Source organism: Pseudomonas sp. SR18, from assembly GCF_023701505.1.
Classification (GTDB): domain Bacteria; phylum Pseudomonadota; class Gammaproteobacteria; order Pseudomonadales; family Pseudomonadaceae; genus Aquipseudomonas; species Aquipseudomonas cyclaminis.
This window is the reverse complement of the sequence record NZ_JAMQAU010000002.1, coordinates 432948-451822: the sequence shown is the minus strand read 5'-3', so window position 1 is coordinate 451822 and position 18875 is coordinate 432948. Positions and strand designations below refer to the sequence as shown.

At 60.5% G+C, this 18875-nt stretch carries 17 protein-coding genes and 1 pseudogene; 10 read left to right on the top strand and 8 right to left on the bottom strand.

The genetic code is table 11. The features are described from left to right. Positions 1-25: 25 nt before the first annotated feature. The 5 genes and pseudogenes from NDJ82_RS05925 to NDJ82_RS27420 form a co-directional block, all read right to left on the bottom strand. Positions 26-2065, bottom strand: a complete 2040-nt coding sequence (locus NDJ82_RS05925) for a diguanylate cyclase (protein ID WP_250925082.1) — start codon at positions 2063-2065, stop codon at positions 26-28. Next, positions 2062-2943 (bottom strand): endonuclease/exonuclease/phosphatase family protein, encoded by an 882-nt coding sequence (locus NDJ82_RS05920; protein ID WP_099586208.1) that lies wholly within the window; start codon positions 2941-2943, stop codon positions 2062-2064. The genes NDJ82_RS05925 and NDJ82_RS05920 overlap by 4 nt, the downstream gene beginning before the upstream one ends. A gap of 10 nt (positions 2944-2953) precedes the next feature. Then, the gene (dsbA, locus tag NDJ82_RS05915; protein WP_250925081.1) at positions 2954-3589 is read right to left on the bottom strand and encodes a thiol:disulfide interchange protein DsbA; all 636 of its coding nucleotides are present in this window, start codon (positions 3587-3589) and stop codon (positions 2954-2956) included. 168 nt (positions 3590-3757) lie between these two features. Continuing rightward, the gene (locus tag NDJ82_RS05910; RefSeq protein ID WP_250925080.1) at positions 3758-4384 is read right to left on the bottom strand and encodes a c-type cytochrome; all 627 of its coding nucleotides are present in this window, start codon (positions 4382-4384) and stop codon (positions 3758-3760) included. A 33-nt stretch (positions 4385-4417) separates the two neighbouring features. Next, positions 4418-4606 (bottom strand): annotated as a pseudogene (locus NDJ82_RS27420) (c-type cytochrome). A 225-nt stretch (positions 4607-4831) separates the two neighbouring features. On the opposite strand from NDJ82_RS27420, the gene yihA reads away from it, so the two are divergent. Next, positions 4832-5473 (top strand): ribosome biogenesis GTP-binding protein YihA/YsxC, encoded by a 642-nt coding sequence (yihA, locus tag NDJ82_RS05905; RefSeq protein WP_042943980.1) that lies wholly within the window; start codon positions 4832-4834, stop codon positions 5471-5473. Positions 5474-5755: 282 nt separating this feature from the next. Here the strand turns inward: yihA and polA are convergent, their stop codons facing one another. Then, complete coding sequence (polA, locus tag NDJ82_RS05900) at positions 5756-8533, bottom strand: DNA polymerase I (protein ID WP_250925079.1); 2778 nt, start codon at positions 8531-8533, stop codon at positions 5756-5758. A 74-nt stretch (positions 8534-8607) separates the two neighbouring features. Here polA and NDJ82_RS05895 point away from each other — a divergent pair, with 74 nt between their 5' ends. Together NDJ82_RS05895 and NDJ82_RS05890 are read left to right on the top strand one after the other, a co-directional pair. Beyond that, entirely contained in the window at positions 8608-8898 is a 291-nt protein-coding gene (locus NDJ82_RS05895; protein ID WP_017528747.1) for a DUF2782 domain-containing protein, read from the top strand. A 56-nt stretch (positions 8899-8954) separates the two neighbouring features. After that, on the top strand, positions 8955-9908 hold the full coding sequence (locus NDJ82_RS05890; protein ID WP_099586203.1) for a homoserine kinase: 954 nt from the start codon (positions 8955-8957) through the stop codon (positions 9906-9908). A 48-nt stretch (positions 9909-9956) separates the two neighbouring features. Here NDJ82_RS05890 and NDJ82_RS05885 read toward each other — a convergent pair whose 3' ends face one another. Further along, entirely contained in the window at positions 9957-10886 is a 930-nt protein-coding gene (locus NDJ82_RS05885; RefSeq protein WP_250925078.1) for a zinc ABC transporter substrate-binding protein, read from the bottom strand. Between the two features lie 58 nt (positions 10887-10944). On the opposite strand from NDJ82_RS05885, the gene zur reads away from it, so the two are divergent. From zur to NDJ82_RS05865, 4 genes are read left to right on the top strand one after another with little or no spacing between them, the layout of a single operon-like run. After that, a complete protein-coding gene (zur, locus tag NDJ82_RS05880) occupies positions 10945-11427 on the top strand; it encodes a zinc uptake transcriptional repressor Zur (RefSeq protein WP_017528744.1) in 483 nt (160 codons plus the stop codon). Beyond that, positions 11427-12212 (top strand): zinc ABC transporter ATP-binding protein ZnuC, encoded by a 786-nt coding sequence (gene znuC, locus NDJ82_RS05875; RefSeq protein WP_099586201.1) that lies wholly within the window; start codon positions 11427-11429, stop codon positions 12210-12212. The genes zur and znuC overlap by 1 nt, the downstream gene beginning before the upstream one ends. Next, the gene (znuB, locus tag NDJ82_RS05870) at positions 12205-12993 is read left to right on the top strand and encodes a zinc ABC transporter permease subunit ZnuB (RefSeq protein WP_099586200.1); all 789 of its coding nucleotides are present in this window, start codon (positions 12205-12207) and stop codon (positions 12991-12993) included. Before znuC ends, znuB begins: the two co-directional genes overlap by 8 nt. 37 nt (positions 12994-13030) lie before the next feature. Beyond that, complete coding sequence (locus NDJ82_RS05865) at positions 13031-13750, top strand: PA5502 family lipoprotein (protein WP_250925077.1); 720 nt, start codon at positions 13031-13033, stop codon at positions 13748-13750. 115 nt (positions 13751-13865) lie between these two features. On the opposite strand, the gene katE is transcribed toward NDJ82_RS05865, so the two are convergent. Next, positions 13866-16007, bottom strand: a complete 2142-nt coding sequence (katE, locus tag NDJ82_RS05860) for a catalase HPII (protein WP_158879304.1) — start codon at positions 16005-16007, stop codon at positions 13866-13868. 265 nt (positions 16008-16272) lie between these two features. Here katE and NDJ82_RS05855 point away from each other — a divergent pair, with 265 nt between their 5' ends. The 3 genes from NDJ82_RS05855 to NDJ82_RS05845 are packed head-to-tail and all read left to right on the top strand — an operon-like array spanning position 16273 to position 18776. Then, the gene (locus NDJ82_RS05855; RefSeq protein WP_099586197.1) at positions 16273-17280 is read left to right on the top strand and encodes a methionine ABC transporter ATP-binding protein; all 1008 of its coding nucleotides are present in this window, start codon (positions 16273-16275) and stop codon (positions 17278-17280) included. Further along, the gene (locus NDJ82_RS05850) at positions 17280-17954 is read left to right on the top strand and encodes a methionine ABC transporter permease (protein ID WP_099586196.1); all 675 of its coding nucleotides are present in this window, start codon (positions 17280-17282) and stop codon (positions 17952-17954) included. The genes NDJ82_RS05855 and NDJ82_RS05850 overlap by 1 nt, the downstream gene beginning before the upstream one ends. Positions 17955-18005: 51 nt before the next feature. Further along, positions 18006-18776, top strand: coding sequence for a MetQ/NlpA family ABC transporter substrate-binding protein (locus NDJ82_RS05845; protein WP_250925076.1), 771 nt, complete (start codon positions 18006-18008; stop codon positions 18774-18776). Positions 18777-18875: the final 99 nt, after the last annotated feature.

Sequence of the window (18875 nt, the reverse complement as noted above, 5' to 3'; positions counted from 1 at the left end):
GTCAAATTACAAAATGGAACATCTTTTACGCCGCCTGCACCTGATTACGCCCCGCCGCCTTGGCCCGATACAGCGCCTCATCCGCACGTTTGAGCGCCAGGTCACTGCGCTCACCCGACTGGAACTGCGCCACTCCCATGGATACCGTGATGGTCACCGGCTCGCCTTTGAAGTGGAACGGGCATGCCTCAATGGCGGCACGCAGCACTTCACCCACGCCCAAGGCGTCCGACAGGGATGAATCAGGCATCAGCAACACAAACTCCTCACCGCCAAACCGCGCGATAAAGTCGTTGGGCCGCAGGCGCTTGCGCAGCACATTGGCGATGATCTTCAACACCTTGTCGCCGGCCAGGTGGCCGTAGCCATCGTTGATACGCTTGAAGTGGTCAAGATCCAGCATCGCCAGCGACAGGCTATTGCCGTGCTGGTGCCAGGCATTGACCTCCTGATCAAGGCGTTCGCTCCAGGCGGCGCGGTTAGGCAAGCCGGTGAGCGGATCGATCAGGGCTTTCTGGCGCTGCACCTCCAGGTGCTCACGATAGCCCTGGGCTTCCTGCTCCATATTGGCAACCCGCTCGGCCAGCCCTTTCAAGCGCGCCGTGACTTCCTGCTCACGCTGGTCACGCTGCTGCTGGTGCTCGTCCATGGTGCCGAGCAAACCTTCAAGATGGCTTTCCAGCACGTGCTTGAGGCTGTCCAGATCCGCAGCTTCCTGCACGCTGCTTTGCAGGCCGTCGACCTGCTCGCGAATCTGCGTGTCCAGCTCCCTGGCGGCGGAGTGGCTGTCAGCATGGCCGTCGCTGGCCACCTGCAGATGGCCCTGGAAGGCTTCGAGACGCTCGTTGAGCTGTTTCAGGTAGGCCTCGAACTCGTGCTGGCCGCTGTCGGTGATCGCCAGCATCAGCACCGCCAGGTCATCGAGGATCGGCAGCAGTTCGTACCAGTTCAACCCGTGGGCCAGGCGCTCGCGCATGGCTTCGGCTTGTGGCTGATGGCGCTCGGGCAGGGACAACTCTTCCAGCAGGCCGAGCAGGGTGTCTTCAATATGCTTGGCCACGGAGCTGTAGGACGGCTCGGGTGAGTCCGGTAGAGAATAGGGACCGTCCGACTGCAGCTCGTCGGGGTCCGGCTCTTCGGTCTCCAGCACAGGCGGAAGGGAGAGGCTGCCGATGACGGTCTCATCCGGCGTCTCTACCGCAACCGGTGGTGTCTCGATAAAGGCGGCGAGAGCACTTTCGGTAGCGGGCTCTTGATCCTGTGGCACTGGCTCATCTGGAGCTGACGCTTGGGCCACAGGCGCAGCCTCTTCGGCCCGCTGCGCAGGCGCCTCATACACGAAGGTTTCACTGATGGCCTTGGCAGGCTCGGGCTGAGCAGCCAGCGGTTCCTGAGACGGTGGCGCAAAGGCCCGCAAGGCTTGCGTCAGTTCCTCGGATTCTTCGGGCTCCTGAGGCTCAGCGCAGGGCTTGGATACAACGGGCGGCAGCGATGGGCTGGCAACGGGCTCGCCGGCTACCGCTTCGCTCGTGGCTTCCTTGGCCCCAAACAAACGCTGCAACAAACCTGGCCCAGGACGCGTGGTCTCACCGTCCGGCTCCAGGTTATTCAACGCCTGCCCTTGCAAGCCGCTCAACTCGCTGAGCAACAGAGGAATCTCACGGGCCTGGCTGACGCGGCTATCCAACTGCTTGGCAAAGGTCTTCAGCGGACGTGCCACCTCACGGGGCAACGGCAGCTTTTGCAATTGCGTAACCAGCGACGTCAGCGCGGTGCTGATCTGATCGACACGGGTTTCGCGGCGCTGCTCCGAGTCCAGCACGGCCTTTTCCAGGCGCGGCAGCAAGGCGGCGAGGGCGGCGTCCATGTCGTCGGTGCGCACCACATCGCGCATTTCCTTCATGCATTGGTCAACGGCGCGGTCGGTACCCTCCGCCGCCAGCGTGCTGCGCACCAGCCCACGGCGCAGCAGGTCGAGACGGGCAGCCCAACGCCGTTCGAGCTTTTCTTGTTGCTCGATGCTTAACAGGTATTTTTCTTTCCAGCGCTGGGCGTCGTCGCTCATGCAAGGGGTCCGCTGGTGCCTGGGCTCAATGCGGGTAACGCATCAGCCGTGAGCGAACCCGGCAGACGAATCTCTACCGCGACCGGCAGGTGATCGGAAATGGGCTGTGCCAGCACCTGCACACGTTCCAGTGTGAGGCTCGGGCTGAGCAGGATATGGTCAAGACAGCGCTGCGGGCGCCAACTGGGAAACGTGGCCTCGACTTGCGGCGCCAGCAGCCCGAGGTCGCGCAACGGGGAATTCTGCAGCAGGTCGTTGGCGTGGGTGTTCATATCCCCCATCAATACCTGGTGCTTGTATTTGCCAATCAACTCGCGCACATAAGCCAACTGCAGGTTGCGCGTACGCCCGCCAAGTGCCAGGTGCATCATCACCACCACCAAGGCTTCAGGCCCTTCGCCAAAACGCACGAGGATCGCCCCACGCCCCTTGGGGCCCGGCAACGGATGGTCTTCGATCGCAGTTGGTTTCAAGCGGCTGAGCACACCATTGCTGTGCTGCGCCAGGCGCCCCAAGTTGCGATTGAGTTGCTGATACCAGTAGGGGAAAGCCCCAAGGTGGGCCAGATGCTCCACCTGATTGATGTAGCCCGAGCGTATGCTGCCGCCGTCGGCTTCCTGCAGGGCGACCAGGTCGAAATCATTCAGCAGGTCGCCGATCTTCTGCAGGTTACCGGCCCGCCCGTTGTGGGGCAGCAAGTGCTGCCAGCCACGGGTGAGGTAGTGCCGGTACTTCTCGGTACTGTTACCCACCTGGATATTGAAACTGAGCAGGCGCAGGCGATTGTCTGCCGGCAAGCCTGTCGATTCCAGATGATGTTCATTGACCTGCGGGTCATGCAGGCCAACGACACGTTCGGTGGTACCCCAGCGGCGCATGGGAAGCCCCTTACTTGGCTGCGCGCTCTTTGGCGATCAGCTGGTCGGCAACGTTGAGGGTATTTTCAGGACCGCCAGTGGTGCCCAGGTCGAAACGATACTTGCCGTTGACGATCATGGTCGGCACGCCTTGCACGCCGTACTTCTGCGCCAGCTCCTTGGCCTGCTTGATCTGGCCCTTGATGGCGAACGAATTGAAGGTGGCCAGGAACTTGTCCTTGTCGACACCTTGGGTCGCAACGAAGTCAGCCATTTCGTCTGGATTGGTCAGGCGCTTGCCTTGTTTTTGAATGGCGTCGAATACCGCGTTGTGGACCTTGTGCTCCACACCCATGGCTTCGAGGGTCAGGAACAGTTGGCCGTGGGCATCCCACGGGCCGCCGAACATGGCCGGGATGCGCTTGAAGTTCACGTCCTTAGGCAGCTTCTCAACCCATGGGTTGATGGTTGGCTCAAACGCGTAGCAATGCGGGCAGCCGTACCAGAACAGCTCTACCACTTCGATCTTGCCCGGCACCGAGACCGGCACTGGGTTGGACAATTCAACGTAGGTTTTACCGGCTTCAAGCGGCACGTCGGCAGCTTGCGCGGTCATGCCGAAGAGGCTGGCAGTGACGAGAGCGGCGCTGAGGATCAGATTACGCATGCTTTACTCCTGGACAAATAAAGTCGCCTCACGCGACCTTTAGGTGTGACAGGTCTACGCGGGCATGAGTTCGTTAGTGTAACGGCACCGGCCACAAAAAAGGGCGGCCTGGGCCACCCTTTTTATGCTTGCATCGCGCGATTAATCGAGCGTTAACGTTGAAGGCGCTTAGTGCAGGCCCTGGATGTAACTGGACAGGGCTGCGATGTCTTCGTCGCTCAGCTTGCGGGCGATGGTGCGCATGATCATTGCGTCGCCATCGTTTGCCCGGCCGCCTTCTTCCTTGCGGAAATCCGTCAGTTGCTTGGCAATGTATTGAGCGTGCTGGCCACTCAAGTGTGGAAAGGCCGCAGCCTCAAGACCAGCGCCATTCGGTGAGTGGCAGCCGGTGCAGGCAGGAAGACCTTTATCCAGATTGCCACCGCGGAACAGCTTCTCGCCGCGGGCAACCAACTTAGGATCGGCAGCTCCCACACTGCCTTTCTGCTTGGCAAAATACGCCGCAATGTCTGCCAGGTCCTGATCGCTGGAGTTCGCCAGCAGGCCGGTCATTTCCAGCACCGTGCGCTTGCCGCTCTTGATATCCTGCATCTGCTTGGTCAGGTAGCGTTCACCCTGGCCCGCCAGTTTGGGAAAGTTCGGCGCCGGGCTGTTGCCATCCGGCCCGTGGCAAGCACCACATACGGCGGCTTTCGCCTGACCGGCAGCGGCATCACCTTTAAGGGGGCCCTCTGCAGCGACGGCAGCGCCAGTGATGCCCATGGTCAACAGCAGACTCACGATCAGTTTGTTCATCAGCTAATCCAACTACGGCTAAGGGTTTAAGAGTTATCTACCGGGTTTACTCACCGCCAACTCAATGACGGCCTGGTAATCCTCAGTACTGCAGTCCATGCACAAACCACGCGGCGGCATTGCCTTGAAACCCTGGGTCACGTGTTGCATCAGCGTAGCCACGCAAACTCGGTTGTACAGCGCTTCCGGTTCCTGTGTAGCCTGAGCGCCTTAAAGCGGCATCAGGGCACCAAAAGCGAGCAACCATCAGGTCATACATCGACCTTTTCAGGGTTTGAGAGCGTTTTGCGTTCTAATGCGCAATAAAGGTCTTTCGCTCCCGTGTACCTCATCCTTCGCTGGGACAAAGCACACACAAAATCTGCGGCATTATATACTGGCGCTACTGAAACGGAAACGACACCGCTTGCCGCACCCTTTCTCGGCACCGCCCACATCGGAAATCTCATGCAACTCAAGAATCCCATCCTCGGCCTGTGCCAACAGTCCACCTTCATGCTCAGCGCCGCCAAAGTGGACCAATGCCCCGATGACGAGGGCTTTGAAGTCGCCTTTGCCGGCCGTTCCAACGCCGGTAAGTCCAGCGCGCTGAACACCCTGACCCACGCCAGCCTCGCGCGCACCTCTAAAACTCCGGGTCGCACGCAACTGCTCAATTTCTTCAAGCTAGACGATGATCGGCGTCTGGTCGACCTGCCCGGCTACGGTTATGCAAAAGTACCTATCCCGCTGAAGCTGCACTGGCAGCGTCACCTTGAGGCTTACCTGGGTGGCCGGGAGAGTTTGAAGGGATTGATTCTGATGATGGACATCCGTCATCCAATGACCGATTTCGACCTGCTAATGCTCGACTGGGCCGTCGCCAGCGGCATGCCGATGCATATCCTGCTGACCAAGGCCGACAAGCTGACCTACGGCGCCGCCAAGAACACGCTGCTCAAAGTGCAGTCAGAAATCCGCAAGGGTTGGGGCGATGCGATCACCATCCAGCTGTTCTCGGCGCCTAAGCGCATGGGCCTGGAAGACGCCTACACCGTGCTGGCCGGCTGGATGGAATTGGCCGACAAGGGCGCGGAAATCGCGGAGTAACTTTCGCGATTCACTTTCTTGGGGGCAAAAAAAACCCCGGACTTCGTATGGGGAGGGGAAGTTCGGGGTTCAAGTACTGGACCGCTAGGGCGGGGTCCAGATATCTGCCAACACTTAACACAACATAGGAGCATTGAAGGGCTTCACCACCCATTCAGTAACTCTGAGTAGCAGTTCACGGGTTAAGTTCCGACAGGATCAAAAAACTATTGGAAATAACCCACGGCGACTTCTGAACTAAAGCACTCTGCCACCACCCTCGGCGGTGGCAAATGCCCGATATCAGTGGGCTTCGTCCCAATTATCGCCCACGCCCACGTCGACAACCAAAGGCACATCCAACTGTGCTGCCGCGCTCATGTGTTCGCGAATCTTCTCGCTGACTTGCGCGACCAGATCCTCTCGCACCTCCAGCACCAATTCGTCGTGTACCTGCAGGATCACCTTGGCATCCAGGCCCGAGTCGGTCAGCCAGTTGTCCACCAGCACCATGGCTTTCTTGATGATGTCCGCCGCGGTGCCCTGCATCGGCGCGTTGATCGCCGTGCGTTCTGCGGCTGCGCGCTCCTGAGGCTTATTGGAATTGATATCCGGCAGATACAGCCGGCGACCGAAGAAGGTTTCTACATAACCCTGGTCGGCAGCCTGGGCGCGGGTGCGCTCCATGTACTCGCGAACGCCAGGGTAGCGGGCAAAGTACACGTCGATATAGGCCTTGGCCGTCTTGGTATCGACGCCGATGTCCTTGCCGAGTTTTTGCGCGCCCATGCCGTAGATCAGGCCGAAGTTGATCGCCTTGGCGCTGCGACGCTGATTGGACGTGACCTCAGTCAATTCAACCTTAAACACCTCGGCTGCCGTGGCGGTGTGCACGTCCAGATCGTTGCGGAACGCATTCATCAAGCCCTCGTCCTTGGACAAGTGCGCCATGATCCGCAGCTCGATCTGCGAATAGTCCGCCGCCAGCAGTTTGTAGCCCTTTGGCGCCACGAATGCCTGACGAATCCGCCGCCCTTCGGCGGTACGCACCGGGATGTTCTGCAGGTTCGGGTCACTGGAAGACAAGCGCCCGGTCGCCGCCACGGCCTGGTGATAAGAGGTGTGAACCCGCCCGGTGCGCGGGTTGATCTGCTCGGGCAGGCGGTCGGTGTAGGTGCTTTTCAGCTTGCTCATGCTGCGGTACCGCATCAGTACCTTGGGCAGCGGGTAATCATCTTCGGCCAGCTTGGCCAGTACTTCTTCGGCAGTAGACGCCTGCCCCTTGCCCGTCTTCTTCAGTACCGGCAGGCCCAGCTTTTCATAGAGAATCGCCCCGAGCTGCTTGGGCGAGCCCAGGTTGAACTCCTCACCGGCGATCTCGAATGCCTGGCGCTCCAGCTCTACCATCTTGTTGCCCAACTCGATGCTCTGAACGCCAAGCAACTGGGCATCCACCAAGGCGCCCTGGCGTTCGATACGCGCCAGCACCGGCACCAGAGGGATTTCGATGTCCGTCAGCACACTGGCCAGGCTCGGGATAGCAGCCAACTGCGCGTGCAGCGCCTGGTGCAACCGCAAGGTCACATCCGCATCCTCGGCCGCATAGGGGCCGGCCTGCTCAAGCGCGATCTGGTCGAACGTCAGCTGCTTGGCGCCTTTGCCGGCGATGTCCTGGAAGCTGACGGTGTCGTGGTCCAGGTACTTCTTGGCCAGACTGTCCATATCATGGCGCGTCGCAGTGGAGTTCAACACGTAGGATTCAAGCATTGTGTCGAAGGCGATGCCGCGCACAGTGATGCCATTTGCCGGGTCGCCGCCGATGGCGCAGTTGGCCAGGATGTTCATGTCGAACTTGGCGTGCTGGCCGACCTTCAGCTTGGCCGGATCTTCCAGTAACGGCTTCAACGCCAGCAGTACGGCGTCACGATCAAGCTGTTCCGGCGCGCCGATGTAGGAGTGGGTCAGCGGAATATAGGCCGCCTCATGAGGCTGCACGGCGAAGGAAACGCCAACCAACTGCGCCTGCTGGGCGTCGATTCCGGTGGTTTCGGTGTCGAACGCGAACAACTTCGCGTCGTTGAGCTTCTTCAGCCACAGATCGAACGTGGCTTGGTCGAGAATCGTGGTGTAGGACGTTTCTACCGGCGCTGCGAGCTCAACGGCTGCCTCAACAACGGGCGCCGCCTTCAGCTCAACTCGCTTGGCATCGCGCTGGATCTCATCAATCCAGCTCTTGAACTCCAGCAGCGTGTACAGCTCCAGCAGCTTCTCGCGGTTCGGTTCAATCAGGTGCAAATCACCCAGGCCTACGTCCAATGGCACATCGATCTTGATCGTCGCCAACTGGTACGAAAGGAACGCCATCTCCCGGTGCTCTTCAAGCTTGGCAGGCAGCGTCTTGGCGCCGCGGATCGGCAGGGTCGGCACAATATCCAACTGTTCATAAAGCTCTTTGAGGCCGCCATTCACACCCACCAGCAAGCCGGAAGCGGTCTTAGGACCGATGCCCGGAACGCCTGGAATGTTGTCGGATGAATCGCCCATCAATGCCAGATAGTCGATGATCTGCTCCGGAGCGACGCCAAATTTCTCCTTTACGCCGTCCACGTCCATGGCACTACCGGTCATGGTGTTGACCAAGGTAATGTGCCCGTCGACCAGTTGCGCCATGTCCTTGTCGCCGGTGGAGATCACCACCGGACGGTCAGCGGCCGCGCTGCTGCGGGCCAGGGTGCCGATCACGTCATCGGCCTCGACGCCTTCGACGCACAGCAACGGAAAGCCCAGGGCGATCACACTCTGGTGCAGGGGCTCGATCTGCACGCGCATGTCATCGGGCATGCTTGGGCGGTTGGCCTTGTATTCGGCGTACATGTCATCGCGAAAAGTCCCACCCTTGGCGTCGAATACCACGGCGAACGGGCTGTCCGGGTACTGTTTGCGCAGGCTTTTGAGCATGTTCAACACGCCCTTGACCGCACCGGTCGGCAGGCCTTTGGAGGTGGTCAGCGGTGGCAACGCGTGGAAGGCGCGGTACAGGTAAGAAGAACCGTCCACCAGGACGAGGGGCGCTTGGCTCATGAGCAGGATCAACCTTTTCGGCGGGTCAGGCGCTAGAATAGCCGGACCAATGAAAACAAAGGGACAAGGTTATCATGCGTACATTCAATCGCCTGCTGTTGACTGGCTTGATTGCACTCGCTCCGATGGCTGCCATGGCGGCAGACGATGCGCCTTCGGGCGATCCGGAAGTGACCATTCGCACGGAAGGCGACAAGACCATCCAGGAATACCGCCAAAACGGCTTTTTGTACGCGATCAAGGTCACGCCAAAAGGCGCTCCACCGTATTTCCTGGTACGCGCGGACGGAACCGACGCGAACTTCATCCGTTCTGACCAGCCGGATATGCTGATCCCGTCATGGAAGATCTTCGAATGGAAATGATTTCTTAATTTCAATTGGCGCCGGCCACTGCGGCGCCCGTACTGGCAGTTTTAACCATGTCTGTGTTCACCCCCCTGGCTCGGCCCGAGCTAGAAACCTTTCTCGCCCCTTACGGGCTCGGCCGCCTGCTTGATTTCCAGGGGATTGCTGCCGGTAGCGAAAACACCAATTTCTTTATCAGCCTGGAACAGGGCGAGTTCGTGCTGACCCTGGTTGAGCGCGGCCCTGTCGCCGAGATGCCGTTCTTCATCGAGCTGCTCGACGTGCTCCACGACGCCGACCTGCCCGTGCCTTACGCCCTGCGCACCACCGACGGTCTGGCATTGCGCGAACTCAAAGGCAAACCGGCGCTGCTGCAACCGCGCCTGGCCGGCAAGCACATCAAGGAAGCCAACGCGCAACATTGCGCCCAGGTGGGGGAGTTGCTTGGCCACCTGCACCTGGCGACCCAAGGCGAAAAGGTGCTGGAGCGCAAGACCGATCGCGGCCTGGACTGGATGCTCAGCGAAGGCGCGCAGTTGATTTCGCACCTGAATGACGCACAGCAGCGCCTGCTGCAAGATGCATTGGATGAGATTGCGGCGCACAAAGCGCACATCCTCGCCCTGCCACGCGCCAACGTTCACGCCGACTTATTCCGTGATAACGCGATGTTCGAAGGCACTCACCTGACGGGCCTGATCGACTTCTACAACGCCTGCTCGGGCCCGATGCTCTACGACGTGGCCATCGCCCTGAATGACTGGTGTTCGGATGCCGATGGCGTCATCGACGGGCAACGCGCTCGTGCATTGTTGGGCGCTTATGCTGGACTGCGGCCGTTTACCGCGAAGGAAGCCGAGTTGTGGCCGACGATGCTGCGCGTGGCATGCGTGCGGTTCTGGCTGTCACGCCTGATTGCCGCAGAGTCGTTTGCCGGACAGGATGTGCTGATTCATGACCCTGCGGAGTTTGAGCATCGGCTGGCGCAACGCCAACAGGTCACTGTCCAACTGCCGTTCGCGCTCTAAAAATGTGGGAGGGGCTTGCCCCCTCCCACATTTGATCTGCGCTGTGGGTTACAGCGATTCCAGGCACCCAGCCAAATCATTCCCCAGCTTATCCAGCACCTGCTCATAACCCTGAGCTGTCGCCGGGGTGTACCCGCCCAACGCATCCAATTCCGCCAGCTTCACCGGCAGCCCAGCCACCAGCGTCTCGGCCAAACGCGGGCGCAACGGCGGCTCGCTGAACACACACGTCTTGCCCACTTCCTGCAATCGCGTACGCATTGCCGCCACATGCTGGGCGCCTGGCTGCACTTCGGCCGCGACGCTGAATACACCCGCGTGCTTCAAGCCGTAAGCTTCTTCGAAGTAATCAAAGGCTTCATGGAACACGAAGTAAGGCTTGCCAGCGATGCCCGCCATACGCTTTTTCAGTCGGGCATCCAACGCGTCCAATCGACCCTCGAAGGCTCGTGCGTTGCTCTGATAACGCTCCGCATTCTGCGGGTCGGCTGCGCTCAGGTCCGCGGCCATGCGCGCCGCGATCACCCGCGCATTCACCGTGGACAACCACAAATGCGCATCCAAGCTGCCTGGGCGGTGATCGTGGTCATGTTCGTCGGCATCGTCGGCGTGGGAATGGCTATCTTCGCCGAAACGACGCAATTTCATTCCCGGAAGATCTTGCACCGCTACCGTGGTCGCTGTGCGACCTTTCAGCACGCGAGGCAGAAAACTCTCCATATCCGGCCCGATCCAGTACAGCAGATCCACCGACTGCACACGCTGTACGTCGGATGGGCGCAACGCGAAGTTATGCGGCGATGCACCGGGCGGCAACAGCACCTCCGGAACAGCCACACCGTCCTGCACAGCCGTGGCAATCAGTTGCAGTGGCTTGATGCTGGTGAGTACCCGGACCTCGGCCTGAACTGGGCCTGTGATAAACAAACTGGTGATAAAAACGACAAAAACGGGAAAAAGTCGGGACACGATGACCACTCAATGGCGTAGGAACGGGTAACATAATAACGTCTCTATCAAATGTCTGTCGCCGCTCATGCCTAAAACACCGCTTGCCAGCCGTCCCCACGACCACTCTCACTGCGTGCACACTGCGCTGTCGGAAGCCGACACTCTCTGTGCGCAGAAGGGCCTGCGCCTTACCGCCTTGCGTCGCCGGGTGCTGGAACTGGTGTGGCAGAGCCATAAGCCGCTGGGCGCCTACGACATCCTGGGCGTGCTCAGCGAGCAGGACGGCCGCCGCGCCGCGCCGCCCACCGTGTACCGCGCGCTGGATTTCCTGCTGGAAAACGGCCTGGTGCACCGCATCGCCTCGCTCAACGCCTTTGTTGGCTGCAACCACCCGGAACACGCGCACCAGGGCCAGTTCCTGATCTGCCGCGAGTGCCACGCCGCCATCGAGCTTGAACAAAAAAGCATCAGTGACGCGATTATCAAAAGCTCCGCCGACGTTGGGTTCAAGGTCGAGGGGCAAACGGTCGAAGTGGTCGGCCTGTGCTCGGGCTGCCAGGGGGCTTGATGAGCAACGCGTTAATCCGCCTGGAGCAGGTTGGGGTCACGTTCGCCGGGCAAAATGTGCTGGATAACATCGCACTGAGCGTAGAGCCGGGGCAGATCGTTACCCTGATCGGCCCGAATGGCGCCGGCAAGACCACCTTGGTGCGTGCCGTGCTTGGCCTGCTCAAGCCCGACACCGGCAGCGTGTGGCGCAAGCCCAAGCTGCGCGTCGGGTACATGCCGCAGAAACTGCACGTCGATCCAACCTTGCCGCTCTCCGTGCTGCGCTTCCTGCGCCTGGTGCCCGGCGTAGATCGCGTCCGCGCACAAGCTGCACTCAAGGAAGTCGGTGCCGAACAGGTGATCGACAGCCCCGTGCAAAGCATCTCCGGCGGCGAAATGCAGCGCGTGCTGCTGGCCCGCGCCCTGTTGCGCGAGCCCGAGTTGCTGGTGCTGGATGAGCCCGTACAGGGCGTTGATGTCGCCGGCCAAGCCGAGCTGTACAGCCTGATCACCCGCCTGCGCGACCGCCACGGCTGCGGCGTGCTGATGGTCTCCCACGATCTGCACTTGGTGATGAGCACCACCGACCAGGTGGTATGCCTCAACCGCCACGTGTGCTGTTCCGGCCACCCGGAACAGGTCAGCGGCGACCCGGCGTTCGTCGAGTTGTTCGGCAAGAACGCCCAGAGCCTGGCGATCTACCACCACCATCACGACCACGCCCATGACCTGCATGGCGCAGTCGTGGACGATAGCGCGACGCCCCACACCCACGTTCATGGAGATGGCTGCAAGCATGGCTGATTTTCTGCTTTACGCCCTGCTGGCAGGATTGGCTCTGGCGCTGGTGGCAGGCCCACTGGGCTCGTTCGTGGTCTGGCGGCGCATGGCGTATTTTGGCGACACCTTGTCCCACGCCGCGTTGCTGGGCGTGGCCATGGGCTTCTTGCTGGATGTGAGCCCGACCATCGCCGTGACTGTAGGCTGCCTGCTGCTGGCGGTACTGCTGGTGACCCTGCAACAGCGCCAGCCACTGGCCTCGGACACCCTGCTGGGCATCCTGGCGCCGAGCACGCTGTCCCTGGGCCTGGTAGTACTGAGCTTCATGCATGAAGTGCGCATCGACCTGATGGCCTATCTGTTCGGCGATCTGTTGGCCATCAGCCCCACCGATCTTGCCTGGATCCTCGGCGGCAGTGCAGCCGTGCTGGTGCTGCTGGTTGCCCTGTGGCGCCCGCTGCTGGCAATCACGGTGCACGAAGAATTGGCCAGGGTCGAAGGCCTGCCCGTGTCGGGGTTGCGCATGGCCCTGATGCTGTTGATCGCCGTGGTGATCGCTGTCGCGATGAAGATTGTCGGCGTATTGTTGATCACGTCGCTGCTGATCATTCCCGCTGCCGCCGCCCAACGCCACGCCCGCTCACCCGAGCAGATGGCAATTGGCGCCAGCCTGCTGGGGATGCTGGCAGTGTGCGGGGGCTTGGCGCTGTCCTGGTTCAAGGACACGCCGGCTGGGCCGTCGATTGTGGTCGCGGCGGCCGCCCTGTTTCTGCTGAGTTTTGTCCTGCCCCGTCGAGGGGTGTAGACTTGCTCGCTTTTTGCGCAAATAGAGAGTCGCAGGAATGAAGCTGTTCACCTCCCGTTATCTGCTCCTTGCCGCATTTTCCCTGCTGCTGGGCGCCTGTCAAAGCACACCGCCCGCCGCCCCCGAGGCCACGGACCCGCGTGCTGCCGCAATCGCGCAGCTGGAGCAAAACCTCGCCAGCAGCGAGCTTGCCACTGCCGAAGACCAACTGGCCACGCTACAGGCCCAGTCGCCCAACGACCCGACGCTGGAGCCTTACCAGCGCCAATTGGCCGAAGCCTACCTGCAGCGCAGCCAAATCGTGCTGCAAAAAGGCGACGTCAATGCCGCCGCCACCGCCCTGAGCCGCGCCCGCGCGCTGATGCCCAAGGCACCGGCCCTGACCGGCGGCGTCAACAGCGCCATCACCCACGCCCGCAAGGTCGAACTGGATAAAGCCGAAGAGGCCCTCAAAGCCGCCGAAGCCAAACCCGCCGCCAAGGTCATCGACCCGGCAGCGCCCGGCACCACGGTGGCCTTGAACCTCACCAATATCGAAGAGCTGCGCCATCAGTTGGACGCAATCGCCACCGACGTGGTGAATTACCAGTGTGACGTGAGCATCCAGGCGCCGCGCACCGAAGATTACCCGTGGTTGGCCACGTTGCTGACCAAACGGGTGAAGCACATTGATTCGGCGTATGAACTGAAGATTCACCGGCAGATTCTGAAGAACATTCCGGCGCAGGTGGTTTTGATTCCGCGCAAGGCGGAGTGAAGCCATCGGGGGCAAGTCGAATCGTCGCACCCCCCCTCCCACAATTGAACTGTGAATACATTCAAATGTGGGAGGGGGCTTGCCCCCGATAGCGATCTAACAACCAACCAAAAACTTAAGCCGGAATCGCCTTGGCCTTAGCCTCACGATCCCAAACCCGATGCTGGGCAATCGCGGCAAAAAACGCCTTGAACGCTTTCGCATCCGAGCCAACGATCAGCCCCGCATCCGCTTCAAGCTTGAGCTGGTCCAACAACGGCTTCACATCACTGGCGACAGCAATCGCCTTCAAATGCTTGTACGCCTCCAGCAGGTAGTGCAACGCCACGCCATCCCCGCTCAACGCCTTGACCGAGTCTTTACCACCCGGCACGAACACCGCGTCAAAGGCCACCGACGGCAACCCTTCCATGGAAGCATCCACCGGCAGTTGCTTGCCATCCGCCGTGGTCACCGGTGCCGATGTCGGCCCCAGCACCTTGGCCTGCGCGCCTTCAGCTTCCAGCGCCTTTTTCAACGCATCAATCGCCGCACCATCAACCCCGTTGGCAGCCAGGATCGCCACTTTGCGCGTCTTGATATCACCCGACAGCAAGTTGGCCTGACTCAACGCAGGAGAGCGCGCCAACGACGACTCGCGCTGCGGCACAGTGCCTTTTTTCGGCGCCGGCAAACCCAGGTTCTGCGCCACGCGCTTAGCCAGTTCCAAGTCAATATTGGCCAGAATCTCGTTAACCTGCCGCGCACGAATGAACTCACGCTCTACCTTGCCCAGCTCAAAGCTGTAGGCCGCGATGATGTGCTCCTGCTCGTGCTTGCTCATGCTGTGGAAAAACAGACGCGCCTGGGAGAAGTGATCACCGAACGACTCGCTGCGCTCACGCACTTTATGGGCATCGATGCGCTCGTGATACGACTCAAAGCCGCCGTCCTGCGCCGCAGGCGGGGTTTCTTTCGGCCAACCGCCATCAATCGAATTCGGCTCGTAGGCAGCACGGCCCTTATCAACCGTTATGCGGTGCATGGCATCGCGCTGGCCATTGTGAAACGGCGCCACCGGCCGGTTAATGGGCAGTTCGTGAAAGTTCGGGCCACCGAGTCGGCTGATCTGCGTATCGGTGTAGGAAAACAGACGACCTTGCAGCAACGGATCGTTGGAAAAGTCGATCCCCGGCACGATATGGCCTGGACAGAACGCAACCTGCTCGACCTCGGCAAAGAAGTTATCCGGGTTGCGGTTGAGCACCATCTTGCCCAGTGGCGTAATCGGCACCAGCTCTTCGGGAATCAGCTTGGTGGGGTCGAGGATGTCAAAGTCGAAGGCATGCTCCTTGTCTTCCGGAATCACCTGAACACCCAGCTCCCACTCGGGATAGTCGCCGCCTTCAATGGACTCCCACAGGTCGCGACGGTGATAGTCGGTGTCTTTACCCGCCAGCTTTTGCGCCTCATCCCACACCAGGGAGCAGGTGCCGACCGTAGGGCGCCAGTGGAACTTGACGAAATTGGACTCACCCTTCGCATTGATAAAGCGAAAGGTGTGCACGCCGAAGCCCTGCATGCTCCGTAGGCTTTTTGGAATCGCACGGTCGGACATAGCCCAGATCACCATGTGCGCCGACTCCGGCTGCAGCGAGACGAAATCCCAAAAGGTATCGTGGGCCGAGCCGCCGGTAGGAATTTCGTTGTGCGGCTCAGGTTTGACCGCGTGCACGAAGTCCGGAAACTTGATCGCGTCCTGAATGAAGAACACGGGCATGTTGTTGCCCACCAGGTCGAAGTTGCCTTCATCAGTAAAGAACTTCACCGCAAAACCGCGCACGTCACGCACCGTATCGCCGGAACCGCGCGGCCCTTGCACGGTGGAAAAGCGCACGAATACCGGGGTTTTATGCCCTGGGTCGCGTAGGAAACCAGCTTTGGTCAGCGCCGAATGGTTCTCGTAGGATTGGAAATAGCCATGGGCGCCTGTGCCGCGAGCATGCACGATGCGCTCGGGGATACGCTCATGGTCAAAGTGCGTGATTTTTTCACGCATGATGAAGTCTTCCAGCAGCGAAGGCCCGCGCGCGCCGACCTTCAAGCTGTTCTGGTTGTCGGAAATCTTCACGCCCTGGTTGGTGCGCAAGGCTTGGCCAGTGGCGTCTGAGCGAAACTGTTCCAGGCTTTGCAATTTGGCGTTGGTGTTGCCACGGTCCAGGGTGTCGGTGCCCGCAAGTTCACTCTTCGGCGGGGTGGCTGGCTTGTTGGTACTCATCAGTCAAAACTCCTTATTCAAAGTGGCCAGAGCGGTCCCCGGCTCGTTTGAGCAAAACCCCAGGCACGGCACCTGGGAAATCGAGTTGCTTTAGTAGTGACTGACGGGGTTTTGGGCCGTTCCTTTTTTATGACCTTTGATCGCGTTATTGCCAAATCACAGGTTGAATGCGAAATAAATGCTAAGAAACACTGGATGGACAGGCTAAAATGCGCGCCCGGCTAACCGCTGATCCCTTTTCAATGCGCCCCACAAGGTTCGCTACGTGATCGAGTTTCAAAACGTCCATAAAACCTACCGCGTCGCCGGTAAGGATATTCCCGCATTGCACCCCACCAGCCTGCGCGTCGAGAACGGCCAGGTGTTTGGCCTGATCGGCCACTCGGGTGCGGGCAAAAGTACATTGCTGCGCCTGATCAACCGCCTGGAAGAGCCCAGTGGCGGCCAGATCACGGTGGACGGCGAAGAAGTCACCGCGCTGGACGCCAACGGCCTGCGCCGTTTCCGTCAGCAGGTCGGGATGATCTTCCAGCACTTCAACCTCCTGGCGTCCAAGACTGTCGCTGATAACGTGGCACTGCCGCTGACCCTGGCCGGCGAACTGTCGCGCAAGGACATCGACTTGCGCGTGGCTGAACTGCTCGCCCGCGTTGGCCTGTCGGACCATGCCAGGAAATACCCGGCGCAGTTGTCCGGCGGCCAGAAGCAGCGCGTCGGCATCGCACGTGCCCTGGCGACCAAGCCAAAGATCCTGCTGTGCGACGAAGCCACCAGCGCCCTCGACCCGCAAACCACAGCGTCGGTCCTGCAACTGCTGGCCGAGATCAACCGCGAGTTGAAACTGACCATCGTGCTGATCACCCATGAAATGGACGTGATCCGCCGCGTGTGCGACCAGGTGGCCGTGATGGACGCCGGCGTGATCGTCGAGCAAGGCTCGGTGGCGGACGTATTCCTGCACCCCAAGCACCCGACCACCAAGCGCTTTGTACAAGAAGCCGAGCAGGTCGACGAAGGCGAGCAGCGTGACGACTTCGCCCACGTACCGGGCCGCATCGTGCGCCTGACGTTCCAGGGCGACGCGACCTACGCGCCGCTGCTGGGCACCGTCGCCCGCGAAACGGGGGTGGACTACAGCATCCTCGCCGGCCGTATCGACCGCATCAAAGACATCCCCTATGGGCAACTGACCCTCGCGGTCACCGGCGGTGACATGGAAGCGGCCTTTGCCCGCTTCACCGCCGCAGACGTCCACATGGAGGTGCTGCGCTAATGGAAATGTTCCTGAGTTTCTTCGCCAATATCGACTGGTCCGAAATCTGGCTCGCCACCGGCGACACCATGATCATGCTGTTCGGCTCGCTGTTTTTCACCGTGCTACTGGGCCTGCCGCTGGGCGTGCTGCTGTTCCTGACCAGCCCGCGCCAGCTGTTCGAGCAAAAGGGCCTGTACGCGCTGCTGTCGCTGATCGTGAATATCCTGCGTTCGCTGCCATTCATCATCCTGCTGATCGTGATGATTCCCTTCACCGTACTGATCACCGGCACCTCCCTGGGTGTGGCCGGGGCGATCCCGCCGTTGGTCGTAGGCGCTACGCCGTTCTTTGCGCGACTGGTGGAAACCGCCTTGCGTGAAGTTGATCGCGGCATTATCGAAGCCACCCAGTCCATGGGCGCCACCACCCGTCAGATCATCACCAACGCCCTGTTGCCCGAAGCACGCCCTGGCATCTTCGCGGCGATTACGGTGACGGCGATTACGCTGGTGTCCTACACGGCAATGGCCGGTGTGGTCGGTGCCGGCGGCCTGGGTGACCTGGCGATCCGTTTCGGTTATCAGCGTTTTCAGACCGATGTAATGGTGGTCACCGTGGTGATGCTGTTGATCCTGGTGCAAATTCTGCAAACCGTCGGCGACCGGCTGGTGGTGCACTTTTCTCGAAAATAACGGCCATTGCCGGTAAAAAGCCGGCACATGCCCGAACAAGGAGCTTGTTGGATGAAAAAACTACTGGTTGCTTTCGCCGCCGTTGCCGCGTTTTCCGCCCACGCCGAAACCATTACGGTCGCCGCATCGCCGGTGCCGCATGCGGAAATCCTCGAATTCGTGAAACCTGCCCTGGCCAAGGAAGGCGTGGACCTGCAGGTCAAGGTCTTCACCGACTACGTGCAGCCCAACGTACAGGTCGCGGAAAAGCGTCTGGACGCGAACTTCTTCCAGCACCAGCCGTACCTGGATGAATTCAACAAAGCCAAGGGCACTCACTTGGTGAGCGTCGGCGCGGTGCACCTGGAGCCCCTGGGCGCCTACTCCAGCAAGTACAAGAAGCTGGACGACCTGCCAAGCGGCGCCAACGTGGTGATCCCCAACGACGCCACCAACGGCGGCCGTGCGCTGTTGCTGCTGGCCAAGAACGGCCTGATCACCTTGAAGGACTCGACCAACATCCTGTCGACCATCAAGGACATCACCGAAAACCCGAAAAACCTGAAGTTCCGCGAACTGGAAGCCGCCACGCTGCCGCGCGTGCTGACCCAGGTCGACCTGGCGCTGATCAACACCAACTACGCCCTGGAAGCCAAGCTGGACCCGTCCAAGGACGCACTGGTCATCGAAGGCAGCGACTCGCCTTACGTGAACATCCTGGTCACCCGCGAAGACAACAAGGATTCGGATGCGGTGAAGAAACTGGTAGCCGCCCTGCACACGCCTGAAGTGAAGAAATTCATCGAAGAAAAGTACAAAGGCGCGATCAAGCCGGCGTTCTGATCCAACCCTCAATCTCCAAAACACTGGAGATCAAAAATGTGGGAGGGGGCTTGCCCCCGATTGCTGAGTGTCAGCCACTGTATCGAGTGACTGACCCAC